Annotated in this window: 15 protein-coding genes; 8 read left to right on the top strand and 7 right to left on the bottom strand. The window is 65.3% G+C overall.

The features are described 5' to 3' along the window. Window positions 1-15: 15 nt before the first annotated feature. Window positions 16-1,308, top strand: coding sequence for a methyl-accepting chemotaxis protein (locus AC19YX_RS04895; protein WP_500602853.1), 1,293 nt, complete (start codon window positions 16-18; stop codon window positions 1,306-1,308). A gap of 3 nt (window positions 1,309-1,311) precedes the next feature. Here the strand turns inward: AC19YX_RS04895 and AC19YX_RS04890 are convergent, their stop codons facing one another. Next, on the bottom strand, window positions 1,312-2,253 hold the full coding sequence (locus tag AC19YX_RS04890) for a LysR family transcriptional regulator (RefSeq protein WP_078472743.1): 942 nt from the start codon (window positions 2,251-2,253) through the stop codon (window positions 1,312-1,314). 91 nt (window positions 2,254-2,344) lie between these two features. Between AC19YX_RS04890 and AC19YX_RS04885 the strand changes: the two genes are divergently transcribed. Beyond that, window positions 2,345-2,857: a GNAT family N-acetyltransferase gene (locus AC19YX_RS04885; protein WP_201130455.1), complete on the top strand. Its 513-nt coding sequence runs from the start codon at window positions 2,345-2,347 to the stop codon at window positions 2,855-2,857. A gap of 105 nt (window positions 2,858-2,962) precedes the next feature. Here AC19YX_RS04885 and lysA read toward each other — a convergent pair whose 3' ends face one another. Further along, a complete protein-coding gene (gene lysA / locus AC19YX_RS04880) occupies window positions 2,963-4,201 on the bottom strand; it encodes a diaminopimelate decarboxylase (protein ID WP_500605791.1) in 1,239 nt (412 codons plus the stop codon). 124 nt (window positions 4,202-4,325) lie between these two features. Here lysA and AC19YX_RS04875 point away from each other — a divergent pair, with 124 nt between their 5' ends. After that, window positions 4,326-5,258, top strand: coding sequence for a LysR family transcriptional regulator (locus tag AC19YX_RS04875; RefSeq protein ID WP_500605790.1), 933 nt, complete (start codon window positions 4,326-4,328; stop codon window positions 5,256-5,258). A gap of 1,277 nt (window positions 5,259-6,535) precedes the next feature. Here AC19YX_RS04875 and AC19YX_RS04870 read toward each other — a convergent pair. From AC19YX_RS04870 to AC19YX_RS04860, 3 genes are read right to left on the bottom strand one after another with little or no spacing between them, the layout of a single operon-like run. Continuing rightward, complete coding sequence (locus tag AC19YX_RS04870; protein ID WP_078472669.1) at window positions 6,536-7,714, bottom strand: acetyl-CoA C-acetyltransferase; 1,179 nt, start codon at window positions 7,712-7,714, stop codon at window positions 6,536-6,538. 14 nt (window positions 7,715-7,728) lie between these two features. After that, window positions 7,729-8,388 carry a CoA transferase subunit B gene (locus tag AC19YX_RS04865; protein WP_020300219.1) on the bottom strand — a complete coding sequence of 220 codons (660 nt, stop codon included), beginning with the start codon at window positions 8,386-8,388 and terminating at the stop codon, window positions 7,729-7,731. A gap of 39 nt (window positions 8,389-8,427) precedes the next feature. Next, a complete protein-coding gene (locus AC19YX_RS04860; protein WP_500605789.1) occupies window positions 8,428-9,126 on the bottom strand; it encodes a CoA transferase subunit A in 699 nt (232 codons plus the stop codon). A 228-nt stretch (window positions 9,127-9,354) separates the two neighbouring features. Here AC19YX_RS04860 and AC19YX_RS04855 point away from each other — a divergent pair, with 228 nt between their 5' ends. Next, the gene (locus AC19YX_RS04855) at window positions 9,355-10,260 is read left to right on the top strand and encodes a LysR family transcriptional regulator (RefSeq protein ID WP_500605788.1); all 906 of its coding nucleotides are present in this window, start codon (window positions 9,355-9,357) and stop codon (window positions 10,258-10,260) included. 19 nt (window positions 10,261-10,279) lie between these two features. Here the strand turns inward: AC19YX_RS04855 and AC19YX_RS04850 are convergent, their stop codons facing one another. Next, on the bottom strand, window positions 10,280-11,119 hold the full coding sequence (locus tag AC19YX_RS04850; protein WP_500605787.1) for an NAD-dependent protein deacetylase: 840 nt from the start codon (window positions 11,117-11,119) through the stop codon (window positions 10,280-10,282). A gap of 130 nt (window positions 11,120-11,249) precedes the next feature. After that, window positions 11,250-12,215: a helix-turn-helix domain-containing protein gene (locus AC19YX_RS04845; RefSeq protein ID WP_201130458.1), complete on the bottom strand. Its 966-nt coding sequence runs from the start codon at window positions 12,213-12,215 to the stop codon at window positions 11,250-11,252. 160 nt (window positions 12,216-12,375) lie between these two features. On the opposite strand from AC19YX_RS04845, the gene AC19YX_RS04840 reads away from it, so the two are divergent. The 4 genes from AC19YX_RS04840 (at window position 12,376) to AC19YX_RS04825 (ending at window position 19,306) form a co-directional block, all read left to right on the top strand. After that, on the top strand, window positions 12,376-14,367 hold the full coding sequence (locus tag AC19YX_RS04840) for a TonB-dependent receptor (RefSeq protein WP_500605786.1): 1,992 nt from the start codon (window positions 12,376-12,378) through the stop codon (window positions 14,365-14,367). Between the two features lie 10 nt (window positions 14,368-14,377). Then, a complete protein-coding gene (locus tag AC19YX_RS04835) occupies window positions 14,378-15,418 on the top strand; it encodes a methyltransferase (protein WP_500605785.1) in 1,041 nt (346 codons plus the stop codon). Then, window positions 15,415-16,686, top strand: a complete 1,272-nt coding sequence (locus tag AC19YX_RS04830) for an MFS transporter (protein ID WP_500605784.1) — start codon at window positions 15,415-15,417, stop codon at window positions 16,684-16,686. Before AC19YX_RS04835 ends, AC19YX_RS04830 begins: the two co-directional genes overlap by 4 nt. Window positions 16,687-16,891: 205 nt before the next feature. Continuing rightward, window positions 16,892-19,306, top strand: coding sequence for a decarboxylase (locus tag AC19YX_RS04825; protein ID WP_500605783.1), 2,415 nt, complete (start codon window positions 16,892-16,894; stop codon window positions 19,304-19,306). Window positions 19,307-19,319 lie beyond the last annotated feature (13 nt).

Below are 19,319 nucleotides of genomic sequence, written 5' to 3'. Positions count from 1 at the left end.
CAGAGTGCGAGCGGCATGCTGGGTTTTGACGCGTTGAGCAAACAGCAGCCCTGGTTGCAACCGGTGGCCCAGGTTTTAGCGCAGGCCAAAGGGCGCCCGGGCGAAGTGCGCAGCCTGGACCTGGACGACGACGGGCGCTTGCAGCAGGCCAGTCGGGTCAGCCTGTTTTCCATGCCCGACACCGGCTGGACCATCGGCCTGGTGACGCCGGAAACCCGGGTCACCGGCCTGGCCCGGGCGCTGACCGCCGAGATTCTGTTGTTCCTGTTGCCGCTGCTGGCGTTGCTGCTGTTTCTGGCCTGGCTCGGCGGGCGCAAATTTATCAAGCAACTGGAAGAAACCACCCAGCAGATCGACGCCCTGGGCAGCGGCCAGGCCAGCAGCAGCGCCGAGCTGCATGTAGAGCGGGCGGATGAAATCGGCGCCCTGCGCGGCGCCGTCAACCGCTACGCCGGGCAACTGCGGCAGATGCTCCAGGACATTGCCAGCGAGGCACAGCGCCTGCAGAGCGAAGCCGGGCGCCTGGGGGACCTGAGCAGCACTCTGGCCCGTCGCGCCGAGCAGCAACGCCAGGAAAATACCCAACTGGCCACGGCCATTACCGAGATGTCTTCCAGCGCCCTGGAAGTGGCGCAGAACACCAACAACTGCGCCGACACTGCGCGCCAGTCGCTGGTGGTGGTGCAGGACGGCCAGCAGCGCGTGGCTGCCAACAGCCAGTCGATCCAGCAGCTGTCCACGGAGATGGCTGCGGCGGCCGCCGTCATGCAGCGCCTGGAGCAGGACAGCCAGCAGGTGGGTGCGGTGCTGGACGTGATCAAGGCCATTTCCGAGCAGACCAACCTGCTGGCGCTCAACGCCGCCATCGAGGCCGCCCGGGCCGGTGAGCAGGGCCGCGGTTTTGCGGTGGTGGCCGATGAGGTGCGGACCCTGGCCGGCAGGACCCAGAGTTCGGCCAATGAAATCAGCGGCATGATCGGCACCTTGCAGCAGGCCTCGCGCCAGGCCGTCGAGGCGATCCAGGCCGGCGAGTCGCGCACCCGGCAAGCGGTGGGCGAAGCGGCGGGGGCGGCGGATGCCTTGTCCAGCACGGTCACCAGTTTCGACGACATCTCCCAGCGCGCGCAGCAGATTGCCGTCGCCGCGCAACAGCAGAGCCACGTGACCCAGGAAATCAACGAACTGGCGGTGCGTATCCACGGCATCAGCGAAGACAACGCCCGCGACGCCCAGGCCCTGGATAAAGTCAGCGAGGCGATGCAGGCGCTTTCCGGGCGCCTGTCGAACCTGAGCCAGGGGCAGCGCTAGGGGTCAGCCCGGGTTCGCGGCGCAGCGTTGCGCCGCGAACAGCGTCTTGAGCTGTGCGCTCATCCACTGATGGGCATCGCTGCGGGCATATTTGCTGTGGCTGTAGAGCTTGAGCCGATAGGGCGCAATCTTGAACGGCGGCGGATACAGGGCAATCCCGGCGGCGGCTTGCAGCGCCACGGCGGCCGGGCGCGGGAGGGTCATCAGCCACTCGCTGTCGGCGATGATGAACGGCGCGACCATGACGGCCGGCAGTTGCAATGCCACCTGGCGTTGCAGGCCCATGGCCTGCAACACATGGTCAACCACTCCCAGGGTTTCGCCCCAGGGCGTGATCACCACATGCCGTTCAGCCAGGTACGCCGAAAGCTCGGGAGGCCCCTGGATGCGTGGATGGCGCTGGCTGGCGATCAGCACGTAGTCGTCCTGCAACCAGTCCTCGCTGTGGATGCCGGCCGGCAACGTGTCGCGGTCTTCGCTGTAGCCCAGGGCAAAGTCGATCCGCCCCGAGGCCAGGTCTTCGATGGACACCTTGCGATCGGAATACACCACCCGCAGGCATAACCCCGGCGCACTGCTCTGCAGTTGCCGGATCAGGCCCGGCAGCAGGGCGAAGGCGGTGTAGTCACTGGCGGCGAAGACAAAGGTGCGCTGGCTGGTGGCCGGGTCGAAGGGCTCCCACTCGGCCAATTGGTCACCCAGCAGCTTGAGGCTGGCACCGACCGCCGTGGCCAGTTGATCGGCACGCTGGGTCGGGTGCATGCGATTGCCCTGGCGAATGAACAGCTCATCGTTGAGGGCGTCGCGCAGCCGTCCCAGGGCATGGCTGAACGCCGAGGCGCTGATGGAAAGCTCATTGGCCGCGCGGGTCACGCTGCGGTGGCGGTACAGGGCGTCGAACGCCAGCAGCAGGTTGAGATCGAGACGTCGAAGAATGGAATGCATAGTCTTCACTTTGAGCTGAATAAGTTGCACTACATGCATTCTATGGCGGGCTTTAGCATCGGTGCTCCTGACTTTTTACGGATGCACCCTCTTGGAACTTCAGATCCGAACCGCCCAACCGGCCGATGCCGGGCAAATCCTCGCGCTCATCACCGAACTGGCCGATTACGAACGCGCACGCCACGAAGTTGTCGCCAGCGTCGAGGACATCCAGCGCACGCTGTTTGCCGACGGGGGCGCGGCCAAGGCATTGATGTGCCTGCGCGGTGAGCAGGTGATCGGTTTCGCGGTGTATTTTTTCAGCTATTCAACCTGGCTCGGGCAGCCGGGGTTGTACCTGGAGGACCTGTACATCACGCCTCAACATCGGGGCAGCGGCGCCGGTCGGCAGATGCTCCAGTACCTGGCGCGCGAAGCCTGCGCCCAGGGTTGCGGCAGGTTCGAGTGGAGCGTGCTGGACTGGAACGAGCCGGCCATCGGCTTCTACCAATCCATCGGCGCCCAACCCCAACCCGAGTGGGTGCGCTATCGCATGCAGGGCGAAGTCCTGACGGCATTTGCCGAAGGCCGTACCGTGCCTGCGCAATGCCATTCAGTTAGCTGAAAGCCCACGCTGTTCTCGCGGGCTATCAACTCACCTGAAACCCCACGGCGCCCTCGAGGGCCAGCGTTCGAACGCTGGCCCGAGCCTGGCGGCAGCGGCTACCGGCTACAGGCCGATTTCCAGTTGCAGCAGGTCGGCCAGGGGTTGGCGGCGGCGGATGAGGTGGGTGGTGCCGTTTTCGAACAACACTTCCGGCAGCAGCGGCCGGCTGTTGTAGTTCGACGACATGCTGGCGCCGTAGGCGCCGGTGTCGTGGATCACCAGCAGGTCGCCGACTTCGGCCCGGGGCAGCAGGTGGGGGGTCAGGGCTTCGTCGTCCTGGGTGAAGATATCGCCGGACTCGCACAACGGCCCGCCGACCACTGTGGGTTGCAGCGGACGCTCCAGGGGTTGGCCGTTGCCGTCGAGCAGGGTCATGGCGTGGTAGGCGCCGTACATGGCCGGGCGCATCAGGTCGTTGAAGCCGGTATCGGCCAGCACGAAGTGATGGTTGCCGGCAGTTTTCACCGCACGCACCTCGGCCACCAGGCAGCCCGACTCGGCCAGCAGGAAACGTCCCGGCTCGATTTCCATGCGCACGCCGTGGCCGAGGTAGGCTTCGATCTGCTCGCGGGCCTGGCGCCAGGCGTTGGCGTAGCGTTGCACGTCCACCGGCTCGTCGTCGGCACGGTACGGCGTGGACAGACCGCCGCCGATGGAAAAGGCCTCGATGTCATGGTCCAGGGACTTCACCGCCGTCACCATGGCCGCGCCCACTTGTTCCAGGTGGTCGTAATCCACCCCCGAACCAATGTGCATATGCAGTCCCACCAGGTGCAGGCCGTATTGGCGAATCACCGCCAGGGCCTCACCCATCTGTTCGTGCCAGATCCCGTGTTTGCTGTTCTCGCCGCCGGTGTTGGTCTTGCGGCTATGGCCGTGGCCGAAGCCCGGGTTGATCCGCAGCCACACCCGATGCTCGGGCGAGCGCTGGCCCAATTGGCACAGCATGTCGATGGAGCCGGCGTTGACCTCGATCTTGAGCTCGACCACCCGCTGCAAGGTGGCCTGGTCGAACAGGTCGCAGGTAAAGACGATCCCCGCCGGGTCGCCTGCCGGGCTGAAGCCGGCCAGCAGGGCACGTTCGATTTCCCCCAGGGACACGGCGTCGACCTGGACCCCGGCTTCGCGGATCAGGCGCAGGATGCTCAGGTTGGACGAGGCTTTCTGCGCATAGCGCACCACGTCGAAGGCTTGCAGCTGGGCGATGCGCGCCTTGATCGTCGCGGCGTCGTAGCACCACAGCGGGGTGCCGTACTGGCGGGCGGCGGCGGTCAGTTGCGGGAAAGCGAAAGGGATCGGCATGGACGGGTTCATCTGCGGCATGAAAGAGAGCTGCATGATGCCGAGCTGTGTGTATTCAATAAAATATCTATTCTTTGTCCATCGATTCAGTTTTGATATGGGTTTTGTTCAACGGAGAACCACGATGGGCATGTCCCTGCGACACATCGAAGTGTTCCGCGCCATCATGCAGGCCGGCAGTGTCACCGGTGCCGCGCGCCTGCTGTTCACTTCGCAACCCACGGTCAGCCGCGAGCTGGCGCGGCTTGAAGCGCTGTCCGGGCTCAAGTTGTTTGATCGCGAGGGCGGGCGCCTGCTGCCCACGGCCCAGGCACTGATGCTGCTGGAAGAGGTGGAGCGGGCCTATGTCGGCCTGGAGCGGATCAACAGCGTGGCGCAATCGATCCGCCGTTTCGAACACGGCCAGTTGAGCATCACCTGCCTGCCGCTGTTCTCCCAGACTCTGCTGCCGCGGGTGTTCAAGCATTTCCAGCACCAGCACGCGGGCATCGGCCTGAATATCAGCGCCCAGGAATCGCCGTTGCTGGAAGAGTCCCTGAGCGCCCAGCGCCACGACCTGGGGTTGACCGAAAACCAGCATGTGCCAAGGGGCACCCAGGGCGAGTTGCTGTTTTGCGCTGACATGGTGTGCGTGCTGCCTGACGGTCACCCGTTGCTGGCCAGGCCGCTGCTGCAGATGGAGGATTTTCGCGGTGTCGATTTCATCAACCTGGCCGGCCTGGATATCTACCGCCAGACCCTCGACGAGCGTTTTCGCCAGGGCGCGGTGGACCGTCGGGTGGTCATCGAAACCACCAATGCCGCGTCAGTCTGCGCCATGGTTCGCGAGCAGCTGGGAGTGGCGATCATCAACCCGCTGACCGCCATGGCCGAAGCCGGCCGGGGTTTGGCGATTCGTCCGTTGCAGTGGTCGATTCCGTACCGGGTGATGCTGATTCGCCCGGACTATCGACCGTCGTCGAGTTTTGTCGAGGGGTTCTGCCAGTCATTGCGGGAAGAGGCGGTGCGTCTGGATGAGCAGTTGAAGGCGATTGTGCACACCTGCAATCCGCTGTAGGCCCTGTAGCCCTGTAGCCGCTGCCGAGCCTGCGAGGCTGCGCTGGCTCTATGCAACAACCCACTTCTACCCGGCGTATCCCAGGGTTTCACAGCACCTGTGGCGAGGGAGCTTGCTCCCGCTCGAGTGCGTAGCGCTCGTAAACCTTGGTGTACATATCCATTTTTGCGGGTGTGGCGGGTAATGGTTCCGCCCTTACGGCGGCTCACTTTTGAGAGGAGCGCAAAAGTAAGCAAAACGCTCTTGCCCCACCACTCGGTACCTCGCCTAGGCTCGGCATGCCCTCACTCCGGCATTGAGCCGTGGGCCGCCGCGATGGGCCATCCCTGGCCCAGCGCGGCTAACCCGGCGTCCTGCCGGGTTGCCCACGGCTCACTGCCTGCGTTCGGCCATCGTGGTTTAACGGGGCGCTGCAGATCAACATCAAGAGCAAGACGGCGGCCTTCCGGCCGGCCTGGTGCCGCGCTCTGTAGCCGCTGCCGAGGCTGCGCTGGCCCTACGCAACAATTCATTACTTCCTGGCCTATCGCGCTGCCTATTTTCGCCAGCGGCTCCCTGGGTTTCACACCACCTTGTGGCGAGGGAGCTTGCTCCCGCTCGAGTGCGTAGCGCTCGTTAACCCTGGTGTACATATCCATTTTTGCGGGTGTGGCGGGTAATGGTTCCGCCCTTACGGCGGCTCACTTTTGAGAGGAGCGCAAAAGTAAGCAAAACGCTCTTGCCCCACCACTCGGTGCCTCGCCAAGGCTCGGCATGCCCTCGCTCCGGCACTGAGCCGTGGGCCGCCGCAATGGGCCATCCATGGCCCAGTGCGGCTAACCCGGCGTCCTGCCGGGTTGCCCACGGCTCACTGCCTGCGTTCGGCCATCGTGGTTTAACGGGGCGCTTCAGATCAAAATCAAAATCAAGGGCAAGACGGCGGCCTTCCGGCCGGCCTGGTGCCGCGCTCTGTAGCCGCTGCCGAGGCTGCGCTGGCCCTACGCAACAACTCATTACTTCCTGGCCTATCGCGCTGCCTATTTTCGCCAGCGGCTCCCTGGGTTTCACACCACCTTGTGGCGAGGGAGCTTGCTCCGGCTCGAGTGCGTAGCGCTCGTAAGCCCTGGTGTACATATCCATTGCAGCAGGTGCTGCGGCTTTAAGTTCCGCTCTGACAGCAGCCCATTTTTTGAATAGCCGAAATGCCGAGGTCAGTGCAGTCTCGTGGCTCGGCAGCGGTTGGATTGTGGCGAGGGGAGAGGGAGTGTGGCGAGGGGGAAGCCCCTCGCCAGCGGTGGTTAGCGTTCGATGGCCAGGGCTACGCCTTGGCCGCCGCCGATGCACAGGGTGGCCAGGCCTTTTTTGGCGTCGCGCTTGATCATTTCGTGGAGCAGGGTCACCAGCACTCGGCAGCCCGACGCACCGATCGGGTGGCCGATGGCGATGGCGCCGCCGTTGACGTTGACCTTGCTCGGGTCCCACTCCAGCTCTTTGCCCACGGCCAGGGCCTGGGCGGCGAAGGCTTCGTTGGCTTCGATCAGGTCCAGCTGTTGCAGGGTCCAGCCGGCTTTGTCCAGGCAGCGGCGGGTGGCCGAGACCGGGCCGATGCCCATGATGGCCGGGTCGACACCGGCGTTGGCGTAGGCGGCGATTTTTGCCAATACCGGCAAGCCCAGGGCCTTGGCCTTGGCCGCGCTCATCAGGATGACCGCCGCGGCACCGTCGTTCAGCGACGAAGCGTTGCCGGCGGTCACCGAGCCGTCTTTCTTGAAGGCCGGCTTGAGCTTGGCCAGGGCTTCGGCGGTGGTGCCAGCACGGGGTTGTTCATCGGTGGCGAAGGCCACCGGGTCGCCCTTGCGCTGGGGAATCAGAATCGGCGTGATCTCATCGACAAAACGCCCGCCCTCGATGGCGGCGATGGCTTTTTGCTGGGAGGCGGCGGCGAAAGCGTCCTGGGCTTCGCGGCTGATGGCGTATTTGTCCACCAGGTTCTCGGCGGTGATGCCCATGTGGTAGTCGTTGAAGGCATCCCACAGGCCGTCGCTGATCATGGTGTCGATCATCTGGCTGTGGCCCATGCGCAGGCCGGTGCGGGCGCCGGGCAGCACGTAGTTGGACAGGCTCATGTTTTCCTGGCCGCCGGCAATGATCACCTCGGCATCGCCGCAGCGAATGGCCTGGGCTGCCAGGTGCAGGGCCTTGAGGCCCGAACCGCAGACTTTGTTCAGGGTCATGGCCGGTACGGCGTGGGGCAGGCCGGCCTTGATCGCGGCCTGGCGCGCCGGGTTCTGGCCGGCGCCGGCGGTGAGCACCTGGCCCATGATCACTTCATCGACCTGGGCCCCGTCGAGGCCGGTCTGGGCCAGCAACTGGCGGATGACGGCGGCGCCCAGGTCCACGGCGCTGATACTGGCCAGCGAGCCCTGGAAACTGCCCACGGCGGTACGGGTGGCGGCAACGATTACGACGTCTTGCATGGAATTGATCCTCCTCAGGCGAACTGCATTTCAGGTACATGGTCCGGCACGATCAGCTTGCCGGCGGTCTTGCTGACGATTTCCTCGACGCTGACCCCGGGCGCGCGTTCCTTGAGGATAAAGGCGCCGTTTTCGATTTCCAGGTAGGCCAGGTCCGTCAGGACGCGTTTGATGCATTTGGCGCCGGTCAGCGGCAGGCTGCAGCGGGCCAGCAGTTTCGACTCGCCGTCCTTGGAGGCGTGGGTCATGGTGACGATGATGTTCTCCGCACCGGCCACCAGGTCCATGGCGCCGCCCATGCCCTTGACCAGTTTGCCGGGGATCATCCACGAGGCGATGTTGCCCTCGACGTCCACTTCAAAGGCACCCAGCACGGTGAGGTCGATATGGCCGCCGCGGATCATCGCAAACGACTCGGCGGAAGAAAAGATCGAGGCGCCGGTGCGGGCGGTGACCGTCTGTTTGCCGGCGTTGATCATGTCGGCGTCGACTTCGGCCTCGGTGGGGAAGGCGCCCATGCCCAGCAGGCCGTTTTCCGATTGCAGCATGACTTCCATGCCTTCGGGGATGTAGTTGGCCACCAGGGTCGGAATGCCGATGCCGAGGTTGACGTAGTAGCCGTCCTGCATTTCGCGGGCGACGCGTTGAGCCATTTGTTCGCGGGTAAGAGCCATGAGGGTTGTCCTTTTATTCTTGAGGCTGGAGGCGTGGGTTCACTTGCGCACGGTGCGCTGTTCGATGCGCTTCTCGAACGTGCCGCAGATGACCCGGTCGACGTAGATGCCAGGGGTGTGGATCTGCGTCGGGTCCAGCTCGCCCGGTTCGACGATCTCTTCGACCTCGACCACGGTGATCTTGCCGGCGGTGGCCGCCAGCGGGTTGAAGTTCTGCGCCGTGTGGCGGTACACGACGTTGCCGAAGTGGTCGGCCTTCCAGCCTTTGACGATGGCGAAATCGCCGGTGATGGACTCTTCCATCAGATAGGGGCGGCCGTTGAATTTACGGGTTTCCTTGCCGTCGGCGACCGGAGTACCCACCCCGGTGGCGGTGAAGAAGGCCGGAATGCCGGCGCCGCCGGCGCGCATTTTTTCCGCCAGGGTGCCTTGGGGGGTGAGCACCACTTCGATTTCGCCGCTGAGCAGCTGCTTCTCGAACAGGGCGTTTTCGCCGACGTAGGAGGCGATGACCTTGCTGATCTGCCGATCTTCAAGCAGCACGCCGAGGCCGAAACCGTCGACCCCGCAGTTATTGGAAACCACCGTCAGGTCGCGGGTGCCGCGACGCTTGATCTCGGCGATCAGGTTTTCCGGAATGCCGCACAGGCCAAAGCCGCCGGCGAGTACGGTCATGCCGTCTTCCAGACCTTCAAGGGCTTCTGCATAAGACGCCACGCGCTTGTCGAAACCTGCCATTGGACCATCCTCTTTTGTTATTTGTCGGCGGCTGGCTAGCCGTATGGGGAAGCAGTGTTGCGCCGCTGGATTGATTTGTTAAGTTGTTTTTTAAGGGTCATTGATTTAGAAAGCAGCACAATAAGCGGCGAGTTGCTCGCGGCAAGCTGCGAGCAACAGCCACTCACATCCCGCTTTTCCCTTGCAGCCTGCAGCTTATAGCTTGCCGCTGCTCCTCTGGAGCTGCCGATGACCGTTAAACAGATTCGGGCTTTTCTGGCTGTTGCCCACAGCCTGAGCTTTGCCCTGGCATGTGAACGTCTGCATTTGTCGCAGTCGGCGTTGAGCTTGACCATCAAGGCCCTGGAGGAGGGGCTGGGGGGGCGGTTGTTCACCCGTAATACGCGCAACGTGGCCCTGACCCCGGAAGGCGAGGCCCTGGTGCCCCTGGCCCGGCGCCTGATCGCCGACTGGGATAACGCCGAGGATGACCTGCGCCAACGCTTCACCCTGCAGCGCGGGCGCGTGACCCTGGCGGCGATGCCATCGTTTGCCGGCAACCTGCTGCCGCCGATTCTCAAGGCGTTTCGCGCCCGGTATCCCAAGGTCAATGTCACGGTCAATGACGTGATCAACGAGCAGGTGCTGGAGATGGTCCGCGACCGCCAGGTGGAGTTGGGCGTGGCCTTCGAACCGCAAGACAGTTCGTCCCTGGAGTTCACGCCGCTGTATATCGACCGTTTTATCGCGGTGGTGCCCAGCGATTCGGAGCTGGCCCGGCGCAGCGAGATCGATTGGCAGAGCCTGTTGCAGCAGCCCTTTATCACCTTGCAGCGGCCGTCCACGGTGCGGGTCATGCTTGAAGAGCACTTGCGCGCCCGGGGCATGCCGTTGCCGGTGGAATTTGAAAGCCACCAGTTGGCGACCGTGGGACGCATGGTCGCCAGTGGCCTGGGGGTGAGTGCGGTGCCGGCCTTGTGCGCCGGGCAGATGCGCGAGCTGGGGGCGCACTGCATCACCCTCGGCGACCCGGTGGTGGAGCGGGCGATTGGCATACTGACCAAACCCGGGCACGAGTTGTCGGCGGCGGCCCAGGCACTGTTCGATACCTTGCGCGCTGCGCGCCTGGGCGAGGCCATGTTCAACCTTGACTGAGCAGAGCGTCACCAGGCACTTATGCCAGGCGCTCCACCAGCAGCGGCAGCAACACCTCGCAAGGGGTGGCGATCTTCATCTGCAACAGCTCGTCGGCACGGGTCCTGCCGAAGTTGATGGCGATCAGTGGCTTGTGCTGCTCGACGATATTCAGGCACAGGCGATACGCCGAGTAGGCCATCAGCGACGACCCCACCACCAGCAACCCCGCGCTCTGTTGCACTGCCTGCATGGCCTGAGCGGCGGTGGCCGGGGCGACGTTTTCGCCAAAGAACACCACATCCGGCTTCAGCCGTTCGCCGGCGCAATGGGGGCATTGCGGCACCTGGAAGCGCGACTCGAAGGCCGGGTCGAGCAGGGTGTCGCCATCCGGCGCCTGGATGGCATCGACTCCGGCCAGGTAGGGGTTCTGCTGCTCCATCACCTCCTGGATCAGCTGGCGCTCGCTGCTTTGCCCGCAGTCCAGGCACCGCACCCGGTGCAGGCTGCCATGCAGTTCGATGGCCTGGGGGCTGCCGGCCTGGTGGTGCAGGCTGTCGACGTTCTGGGTGATCAGCCCGGCGATCTGCCCACGCTCCTGGAGGGTGGCCAGGGCCGAGTGGGCGGCGTTCGGCCGGGCCTGGCGCACCCGTGGCCAGCCGAGCATGGCGCGGGCCCAGTAGCGGCGGCGGGCTTCGGCCCGGGCGAGGAATTCCTGGTACATCATCGGCTGGCGTCCACGGCGCACACCGTCGTTGTCGCGGTAGTCGGGAATGCCCGAGGGGGTGCTGATGCCAGCACCGGTGAGCACCACAAAGGATTGCCCGGCCATCACCCGGGCCAGGGAGTCGAGGGCGTTGCGAGTTTGGCTGTCGATCATGCTGGAGGCCCGGGTACGGAGGCGCGCTGAGCGGTACCCAGGAATAAACGCAAACGCGGCGCCAGGCCAGTTTTTTATGCAGCGGCGGCTGATTGCCCTGGCGTTCCGGGCGCCTGCCGCGCCGTTGCGCTCAGCGGCGCTTGCCGAACACCGACTTGGGCGGCTTGCCGAAGAATCGGGTAAAGGCCGCGCTGAAGTTGTTGGGGAACTTGTAGCCCACCTGATACGCCGCCTGCGCCACCTGGCAGCCGCTTTCCAGCAGGGTGTAGGCCTTGCGCATGCGCAGCTCGTGGAGCATGCGATGGGGGGTGGAATTGAAGCGGTGGTGCAGGCCTTCCTTGAGCTTGAACTCGTTGAGCCCGACCGCGGCGCACAGGTAGGGAATGGTCAGCGGCTGGTCCATCTGCTCGATCATGATCTCGCGCACCCGTTCCAGCTTCTCGATATCGGCGGCGGCAAATTGCAGGTTTTCCGGCGTGCTCGGCGGGCTCAGCAGTTTGAGCTGTTCGGACAGCAGGCTGAGGGTGTGGATGTGCAGCTCCAGGGTGTCGCTTGCCCCCTGGTTGAGGTAGCGCGTCAGGGCCGTGGCGTGGCAGATGCTGGTGGCCGAGGTCTTGGCGAAGCCCAGTTGGCGCACGTTGCCGTTACCCAGCAATTGCCGGGTGCGCTGCTCGCCAAGGTACTTGCACAGGGTGTGTTCACCGATCAACAGGCGCAGTTGCGAAACCGTGGCCCCCGCCTCGTAGCAGCGCTCGCCGAGGCTCGACTGGAACGAGGTGATGGTGGTGTGGCCGGCGCGGAACACCACGGCTGATCCGTCGGCGCCCTTGTAGCCGGAGTCGCCCTGGATGCCGTAGGTGATCACCAGCATGTGGCGGTTGTGCGGGCTTACGGTTTCTTCGATCAGGTTGCGGGTGGGGCGGTAGCGCGAACGCACCACCATCAGGTCGTCCTCCAGGGAGAAACGTTCGGAATAGCATTCGCCCAGTTCGTGGGGCAACTGATGGCGCATCCAGCCGCAGGCATCGTTGCTGACCAGCCGCGAGTGCGTTGACGCGACTCGATACGACTGGGAAATCCTTTGTAAAGCCGCCACTTTTGCTGTCCTCCCTTGAGTTGGCTCCGGCTCGCATATGGATTGATCCAGAATCCATACGAACACACATGATAAGCATTCGCATTAATGAATAGCATGTTTCCACGGCAACTGCTATCGCCAGGACGAAGCGGGCGCTGATTCATTGATGGGGAGCACGATGAGCAAGCATGTGTTGAAAGCCGGCGGTTATACGCTGTGGGTCGGCTGCTGGCTGGGTGGGGTCGCCAGTGTGGCGGCACAGACCGAGCTGGCGCCGGTTCGGGTCACCGCAAACAAGATCGAACAGACCCAGGAACAGGTTCCGGCCAGCCTCTCGGTGCTCAACGCCGAAGACTTGCGCAAGGGCGGCATCGACGACCTGGAACGCCTGGCACGTGTGACCCCGGGATTCACCTTTCAGCCTTTCGGCCAGTCCGGCACCAACCTGCCGGTGGTGCGCGGCCTGACCTCCAGCCCCACGGCGTTTTCCTCATCGATGCTGATGCTGGTCGATGGTGTGCCGACCCTGATGGGCCAGGGCTTCGACCACAACCTGCTGGGGGTGGAGCAGGTGGAAATCCTGCGCGGCCCGCAGTCCACTCTTTATGGGCGCAACGCCGAGGCCGGGGTGCTGAGTATCCGCACCCGCCAGCCCGACGCCGAACCCTACGCGCGGATCGAGGCCGGCACCGGCAGCCGCGACCAGCGCACCCTGAGCGCCGACGCCAGCACCGCGCTGGTGCCCGATACCTTGTACGCCGGGGTGTCCGGGCAATGGCTGGAGCAGGACGGTTTTATCGACGACGGTTACCGGGGCGGCCAGGCCGATGACCGCGAGCGCCACAGTGCACGCATGGTGCTGCGCTGGACCCCGAGCCTGAACACCGACGTCAACCTGCGCTACAGCCGCCAGGACTATCGCGACGGTGCTTCGTTATGGGGCGCGGTCAATGCCTCGCGGCGCGAGGTGCGTTCCGGCACCCCGAGCTGGAACCACTCCAGCGGACGCAGCCTGTCCCTGGACGTGCTGCATGAGTTCGACTCAGGGCTCAAGCTGCGCTCGATCACTGCGCGCAACGACTTCTACGACCGGGTCCAGCAAGACACCGACTTCATGCCGGCCGACCTGTTTCACCTGCGTCGCGACTACCACATGAACACCCTGTCCCAGGAGTTTCGCCTGGAAGGCCAGTGGCGCGACAGCCAGTGGCTGTTGGGGGCCTACGCCGATCGCGATGACCACGACCTGTCGTACCAGCAGAAACTGCCCCTGCGCCTGACCCGGACCGATGTGCAACTGGGGGGCAATACCACGGCGTTGTTCGGCCAGTGGGTGATGCCCCTGGCCGAGCGCTGGACCCTGACCCTGGGTGCCCGTGCCGAGCAGGACAAGGTGCATATCGACCCGGCCATCGGCAGCCGTCAGAGCGATCAATGGCAGCGCCTGACCCCCAAGGCGGCGCTGCAATACGAATGGCAGCCTGATGCCTACCTCTATGGCAGCTACTCCGAGGGCTTTCGCGCCGGCGGCTTCAACGCGTTTTCCAGTGCCGCCAACTACCCGGGCTATGACCCGGAAAAGGTCAAGACCTACGAGGTCGGCGCCAAGGGCTGGATGGACGACAAGCGCCTGCGCTACTCGGCGGCGCTGTACTGGATGGACGTGCGCGACATGCAGGTGCAGCAAATGATCCAGCCGGGGGTGGTGTACATCACCAACGCCGCCTCGGCGCGCTCCACCGGCCTGGACCTGGAAGCCGAATACCTGCTCGCCGACAACTGGCGGCTGGTCAGCGCCGTGGGCCTGAACCGCACCCGCTTCCAGAGCTTTCGCGAGGGCAGCAACGACTACCAGGGCAATCGCAACCCCTACGCCCCGGACCTGACCGGCCACCTCAGCCTGCGCTACGACGCGCCCCAGGGCTGGTGGGCCCAGGGCGGCGTGAGCGCCGTGGGCAAGACCTACCTCGACTCGGCCAACCAATACAGCCGTGGCGGCTACGGCCTGATCGACCTGAACGCCGGGTACGACTTCAGCCACTACGGCATCAGCGCCTATGTAAAAAACGCCGCCGACAAGCGTTACGACGCGGTCGGCTATTTGAACGGCACCGCGCGGGTCTACAGCCCGCCCCGGGAAATCGGCCTGCGTGTGAGCTATGAACTGTGAGCTGCGAATTATGAATGGCGTCAACCTGGCAACCCCGCACCCGCTGCAACCTTATTGGGACCTGACATTGGCCGCCGTGCGCGCCGATGCCCTGCGCATCGCCCTGGAGTGGAAGCTGTTCAACCTGCTGCACCTGCCGGCCTCTGCGCAGTCGATCGCCCGCCAGCTGCAACTGGACCCGGCCAACACCGGTTACTGGCTCGACACGCTGTGGAGCATGGAACTGCTGAGCCGCGATGACAGCCAGCCGCCGCAATACCACAACACCTCGGTGGCCAGCGATTACCTGCGGCCCGAGGCGCCGGACTACTGCGGCGATGCCTGGAGCTTTCGCCTGCGCGGGTTGCGGCATTTTGCCGGGCAGCTTGGGGATCAGGTCCGGGCCGGCCGTCCCAGTGGCCAGGCGCCGGACGTGGCGACCACCATCGACAACTGGACCAGCGCCGCCCGCCTGCAGATCGCCCAGGAGCAGCGCGCGGTCACCGTCGACCTGGCGTTGCGCCTGATGGCGCAGATTCCGGAGTTCCCCGGGGCCCGGCGCATGCTCGACCTGGGCGGTGGCCCGGGGCTGGTGGCGATAGCCCTGGCCCGCGACAACCCGCTGCTGTGTGGCGAGGTGTTCGACTTTGCCCAGACCGTCAGCGTGGCCGCCGACAACATTCGCCTGGCCGGCCTGGAGCAGCGGCTGACGGTGCGTGGCGGCGACCTGGCGAGCGACCCGATCGGCGAGGGCTACGACCTGATCTGGTGTTCCTCGGTGCTGCATTTCGTGCCGGACCTGGCGGCCACCCTGAAAAAAATCCACGCCGCCTTGCGCCCCGGCGGGGTGCTGGTCAGTGCCCATGCCGAGATCCCCGAGGACCCGCAACAGGCGCGTCGGGTCATGCCTTACTACCTGTCGATGCAGATGCTCGGGCGCCAACTGACCCCCGCCGGCGGTCTGGTTGAAGCCCTGGGACAGGCCGGCTTCGAGGCCATCGACAGTCATGCCGAAGTGGCGTTTGCCGTGGCCCCGGTGGCGGTCCAGGTGGCGCGCCGGAGTCCGTCATGAGCCCGCTGTCGACTGCTCGCGCCTGGCGCCTGCAACTGATGTTCGGTTGGCTCAACTTCGTGCTCGCGGTGCCCAGCATCTACCTGCTGCTGGGGCTGCCGCTGGTGATGCGCGAGCACGGCTGGTCGGGCACCGATATCGGCCTGTTCCAGCTGGCCGGCCTGCCGGCGGTGTTCAAGTTCCTGCTGGCGCTGCCCGTGCAGCGCTATCGCTCGGTACGCGGCCACTACCGGGCCTGGGCCTGGGTGTTGTGCCTGTTGCTGGCGCTGTTGCTGGTGGTGGTCAGCCAGCAGGCGATCAATACCCATCGCCTGTACCTGTTCGGCCTGGCGTTCGTGGCCGGGGTCCTGGCGACCTGGGCCGATATTCCGGTGAATGCCCTGGCGATCAAGTTGCTGCCCCAGGCGCAGCAGATCCGTGCCGGTGGCATCCGTTCGGCGGCGCTGTTCCTGGGGGCCATTGTCGGCGCCGGGGTGATGCTGCTGGTGCAGAACCGCTGGGGATGGCAGGCGCCGTTCCTGTTGATGGCCGGCGGTCTGCTGCTGGCGCTGCTGCCCCTGGGCCTGCTGCGCGAAAGCGCCAGCGACGCCGATCAGCTGCAGCCGGCGCGGCCCTCGCTGACGGACTGGTCGGGTTACTTCAGCCAGCCGGGGGCCCGGCTCTGGACCTGGGTCCTGCTCAGCAGCTTTCCCTTTGTCGGCGCCGCCTGGCTGTACCTCAAGCCGCTGCTGCTCGACCAGGGCATGCCGGTGCAGCAGGTGGCGTGGGTCGCCGGGATCGGCGGCGGCGTGGTCGGGGCCCTGGCCAGCCTGCTGGGCGGGCGCCTGGTGCGACGTCTGGGCCCGGGCCGGGCGATCCCCTGGTTCATGGTCTTCGCCCTGGGCGCGTTGCTGGTCCTGACCGCCGCGCTTGGTCTCCAGGCCTCGTTGCCGTGGCTGGTGTTCGCCGCGTTTTTGCTGGCCTGCGCCATGGGTGCAGTGTCGACCCTGGTCTTCGGCTTGATGATGTTTTTCTCGCGTCAGAACCGCCAGGCCGCCGACTACGGCCTGCAGGCCAGCCTGTTTGTGCTGACCCGGCTGCTGGTGCCGATCGGTGCCGGGGTCTTGCTCGACCGCAGCGGCGCGCTGGGCATGCTCGCCGGCCTGTCGCTGGCGATGGTCGGCGTATGCGGCCTGGCACTGGCCGCACGGCATTCGATTACCCAGGCCACGGCCGGGGTGTATGGGCAACCCGACAAGGCAGTCGGCGCCCCACCGGGTTCCGGCTGACGGGGCTTGAGCCACCCCCGTCAGCCACTCGGAACCTGTTGACGATTTAGCGAGTGACGTTCAGGCAAGGCAAAAATGGCTGAGGAAGCGGAGTTTAGACCTCTAAATGAGCATTTTCGAAGCCATTTTCAACGCCGCATGGGCTAAGCGCAGCAACTCGTGGACAGGTTCTCAAGCGTAAGTTCGACTTAATAGGGATGAGTCCATGAAGGCTACTTTAGGTATCTGTCTGATTACCCAGGCTCAGCCTCTGATCGAAGACGTGGCATTTGTCATCGAGCAGTTGCAGGCCGGCTTGCAGCCACCGGCCAACGCCGCGGATTGGCCGCTGGCCAGTGCCGATTGCGAAGCCATGCACCGTGCCCTCGGGCCCCGTCCCCACAGTGAGGCGGTGCTGGAAACCCTGATGGTCCAGGCCCGGCGCTATCTGCAAGGCAACCCGGCGAACAGCGCGGCCTTGCCCGATCTGTGGCTGCTGACCTTCGACTCGCCACGGGCGGCACAAGAGCACTTGCGCTGCCAGAATCCGCCGCTGTCCAACGAGCTGTTCATTCTCGACCTCGGGCACCAGGCCGAGGCCGGTGCCGAGGACCCCTTCGACGAGCTGATCGAAGCCGCGCCCGAATCGCGCCTGTCACCCCATTCGGCGCTGTTGTATTGCGCCTTGCCGGCGCTGCCGGGGTGGATGAACCGCATTGGCGGCAACCGTCATCTGCGGGTGGCGGGGGAGGACCGTGCAGCGCGCCGCGCCGACCTGCTGCGGATCGTCCTCGATCACCTGGAGCACGCCCACTTCAACCGGCTGCTGGCGCGCTCCATCAGCGGCCCCTTGCTCTCGGTCAGCCTGGCCACTGAGGTCACGCGCTTTATGCGCAGCCGCTGGCAGGAGCTCTGGGACTTTCATTCCTACACCGGCTCCATGGTCGCCGGGCTGATCCAGTCGATGCAGGACAACGTCGCCGGCAGCGGCATCCGTTGCCTGGGCGGGTGCAACGAACACAGCCTGGCCGTGAGTGCCATGGCCGGCTGGCAGCTGTTTGGCCGGGCCTATGTGATCACCGTGACCTCGGGGATGATCGACGAGTTTCGCGGCACCCTGGCCAACCTCAAGCGCCTGGGCGCGCCGGGCCTGATCATCTGCGCCGACAGCCCGGACAGCGTGTGGTACGCGTTCCAGGGCACCCAGGACGTGGACAACGACGGGCGCCGGGTGATCGAGGCGCGGGGCCTGCGCCAGGTGTTTATCCGCAAGGTCGAGGAGATCGGCGCCCGCCTGGAAGAAGCCTTCGCCATGCTCGCCGAGCGTGCCGAGCCGGTGTTTATCCTGGCCACCCAGGGCGTGCTCGAATCGCGGCCCCAGGTGCCGTTGGATGTGCGCCTGCCGGAGCCCGCGGCGGCCCTGGCCCGGGTTCTCGAGCCTGGCCAGCGTGCGGCCCTGGACCAGGCCCTGGACCTGATCAACCACCAGCCGCTGCACCTGCTCTGGCAGTGCGGCAAGCTCAGCGCCGAACAACGCCTGCGCGTGCATGCCCTGGCCGAACGCGGCGCCATCGGCCTGGCCGACAGCATCACCCAGCCCGGCAGCATTGGCCCCTATCACCAGGGCCGGCCGGTGGCCGAGTACCTGGGGCCGCTGTCGCTGTATGGCTTCAGTCGCCGGGTGTATCGCTTCGTGCACACCGAGCACGAACTCAACGGGCCCCAGGAGCACTGCGTGTTTTTCCTCAAGGGCAAGGTCGACCAGGCCTCCACGCCGTTTTCCGAGGGCAAGCTCAAGCGCCAGTTGCGGGTGGTCCAGGTCAATCATGAGCCGCGTCACCTGTCGCCGTTCACCGACCTGGCCCTGGATGTGCCGTTGGATGTGTTCCTCGACCATATCGAGAGCGGCCTGCAGGTCGAGCCACAGATTCTCCAGCTGCGCCGCGACAAGTTGCAGGCCATGGCCCGCAGCAGCGAGAGCGTGGCGGCCGACCACATCGAAACCCTGCCGATGACCTCCAACTACTTCTTCCAGCGCCTGGGGCAACTGGTGCGCGAGCTGATCGAGCAGCAGGGCTATCGCTACACCGGGGTCTACGACGTCGGCCGCTGCGGGATCTCCGCGGTACGCAACGTGCCGCGCACCGACCCCGGGTTCTCCGGCTGGTATGGCCGCGCGCTGATGGGCGACGGGTTGATGGCCTTGCCCTATATCGCCATCACCGGCGAGCGCAATGTGCTGGCCTTTGTCGGTGACGGCGCCCGGGCCCTGGTGCCGGACATCGAGACGCGCCTGGCCGAAGGTCTGTCTCGGGACCCGACGGCCAGCGCACGCAACGTCAGCCTGTTCTACCTCACCAACGGCATGCTCTCGCTGATCCAGACCTACCTCGACAAGCGCTATGCCCACAACGGCGCGCAGCAAGTGACCATCACCCACCGCGCGCTCCAGGCCGCGCCGCTGCAGCAGGTTGGTGCCATCAGCGTGCACCGCGAGCGCCTGGTGCGTTTCGACGAAGCAGCCCTGCGCAGCGCCCTGACGCGCCCCGGCCAATTGAATATTTTCGACGTGTTGCTGGCCCATAACTCGGAAGGCGACGGCTTGAGCCTGGTCTCCGAAACCGCCTGGAACCGTCAATGAGTCAGCACCAAGG

The sequence above is a fragment of the Pseudomonas sp. MF09150 genome (assembly GCF_059862355.1).
This window is presented reverse-complemented; position numbering and strand designations above follow the sequence as displayed.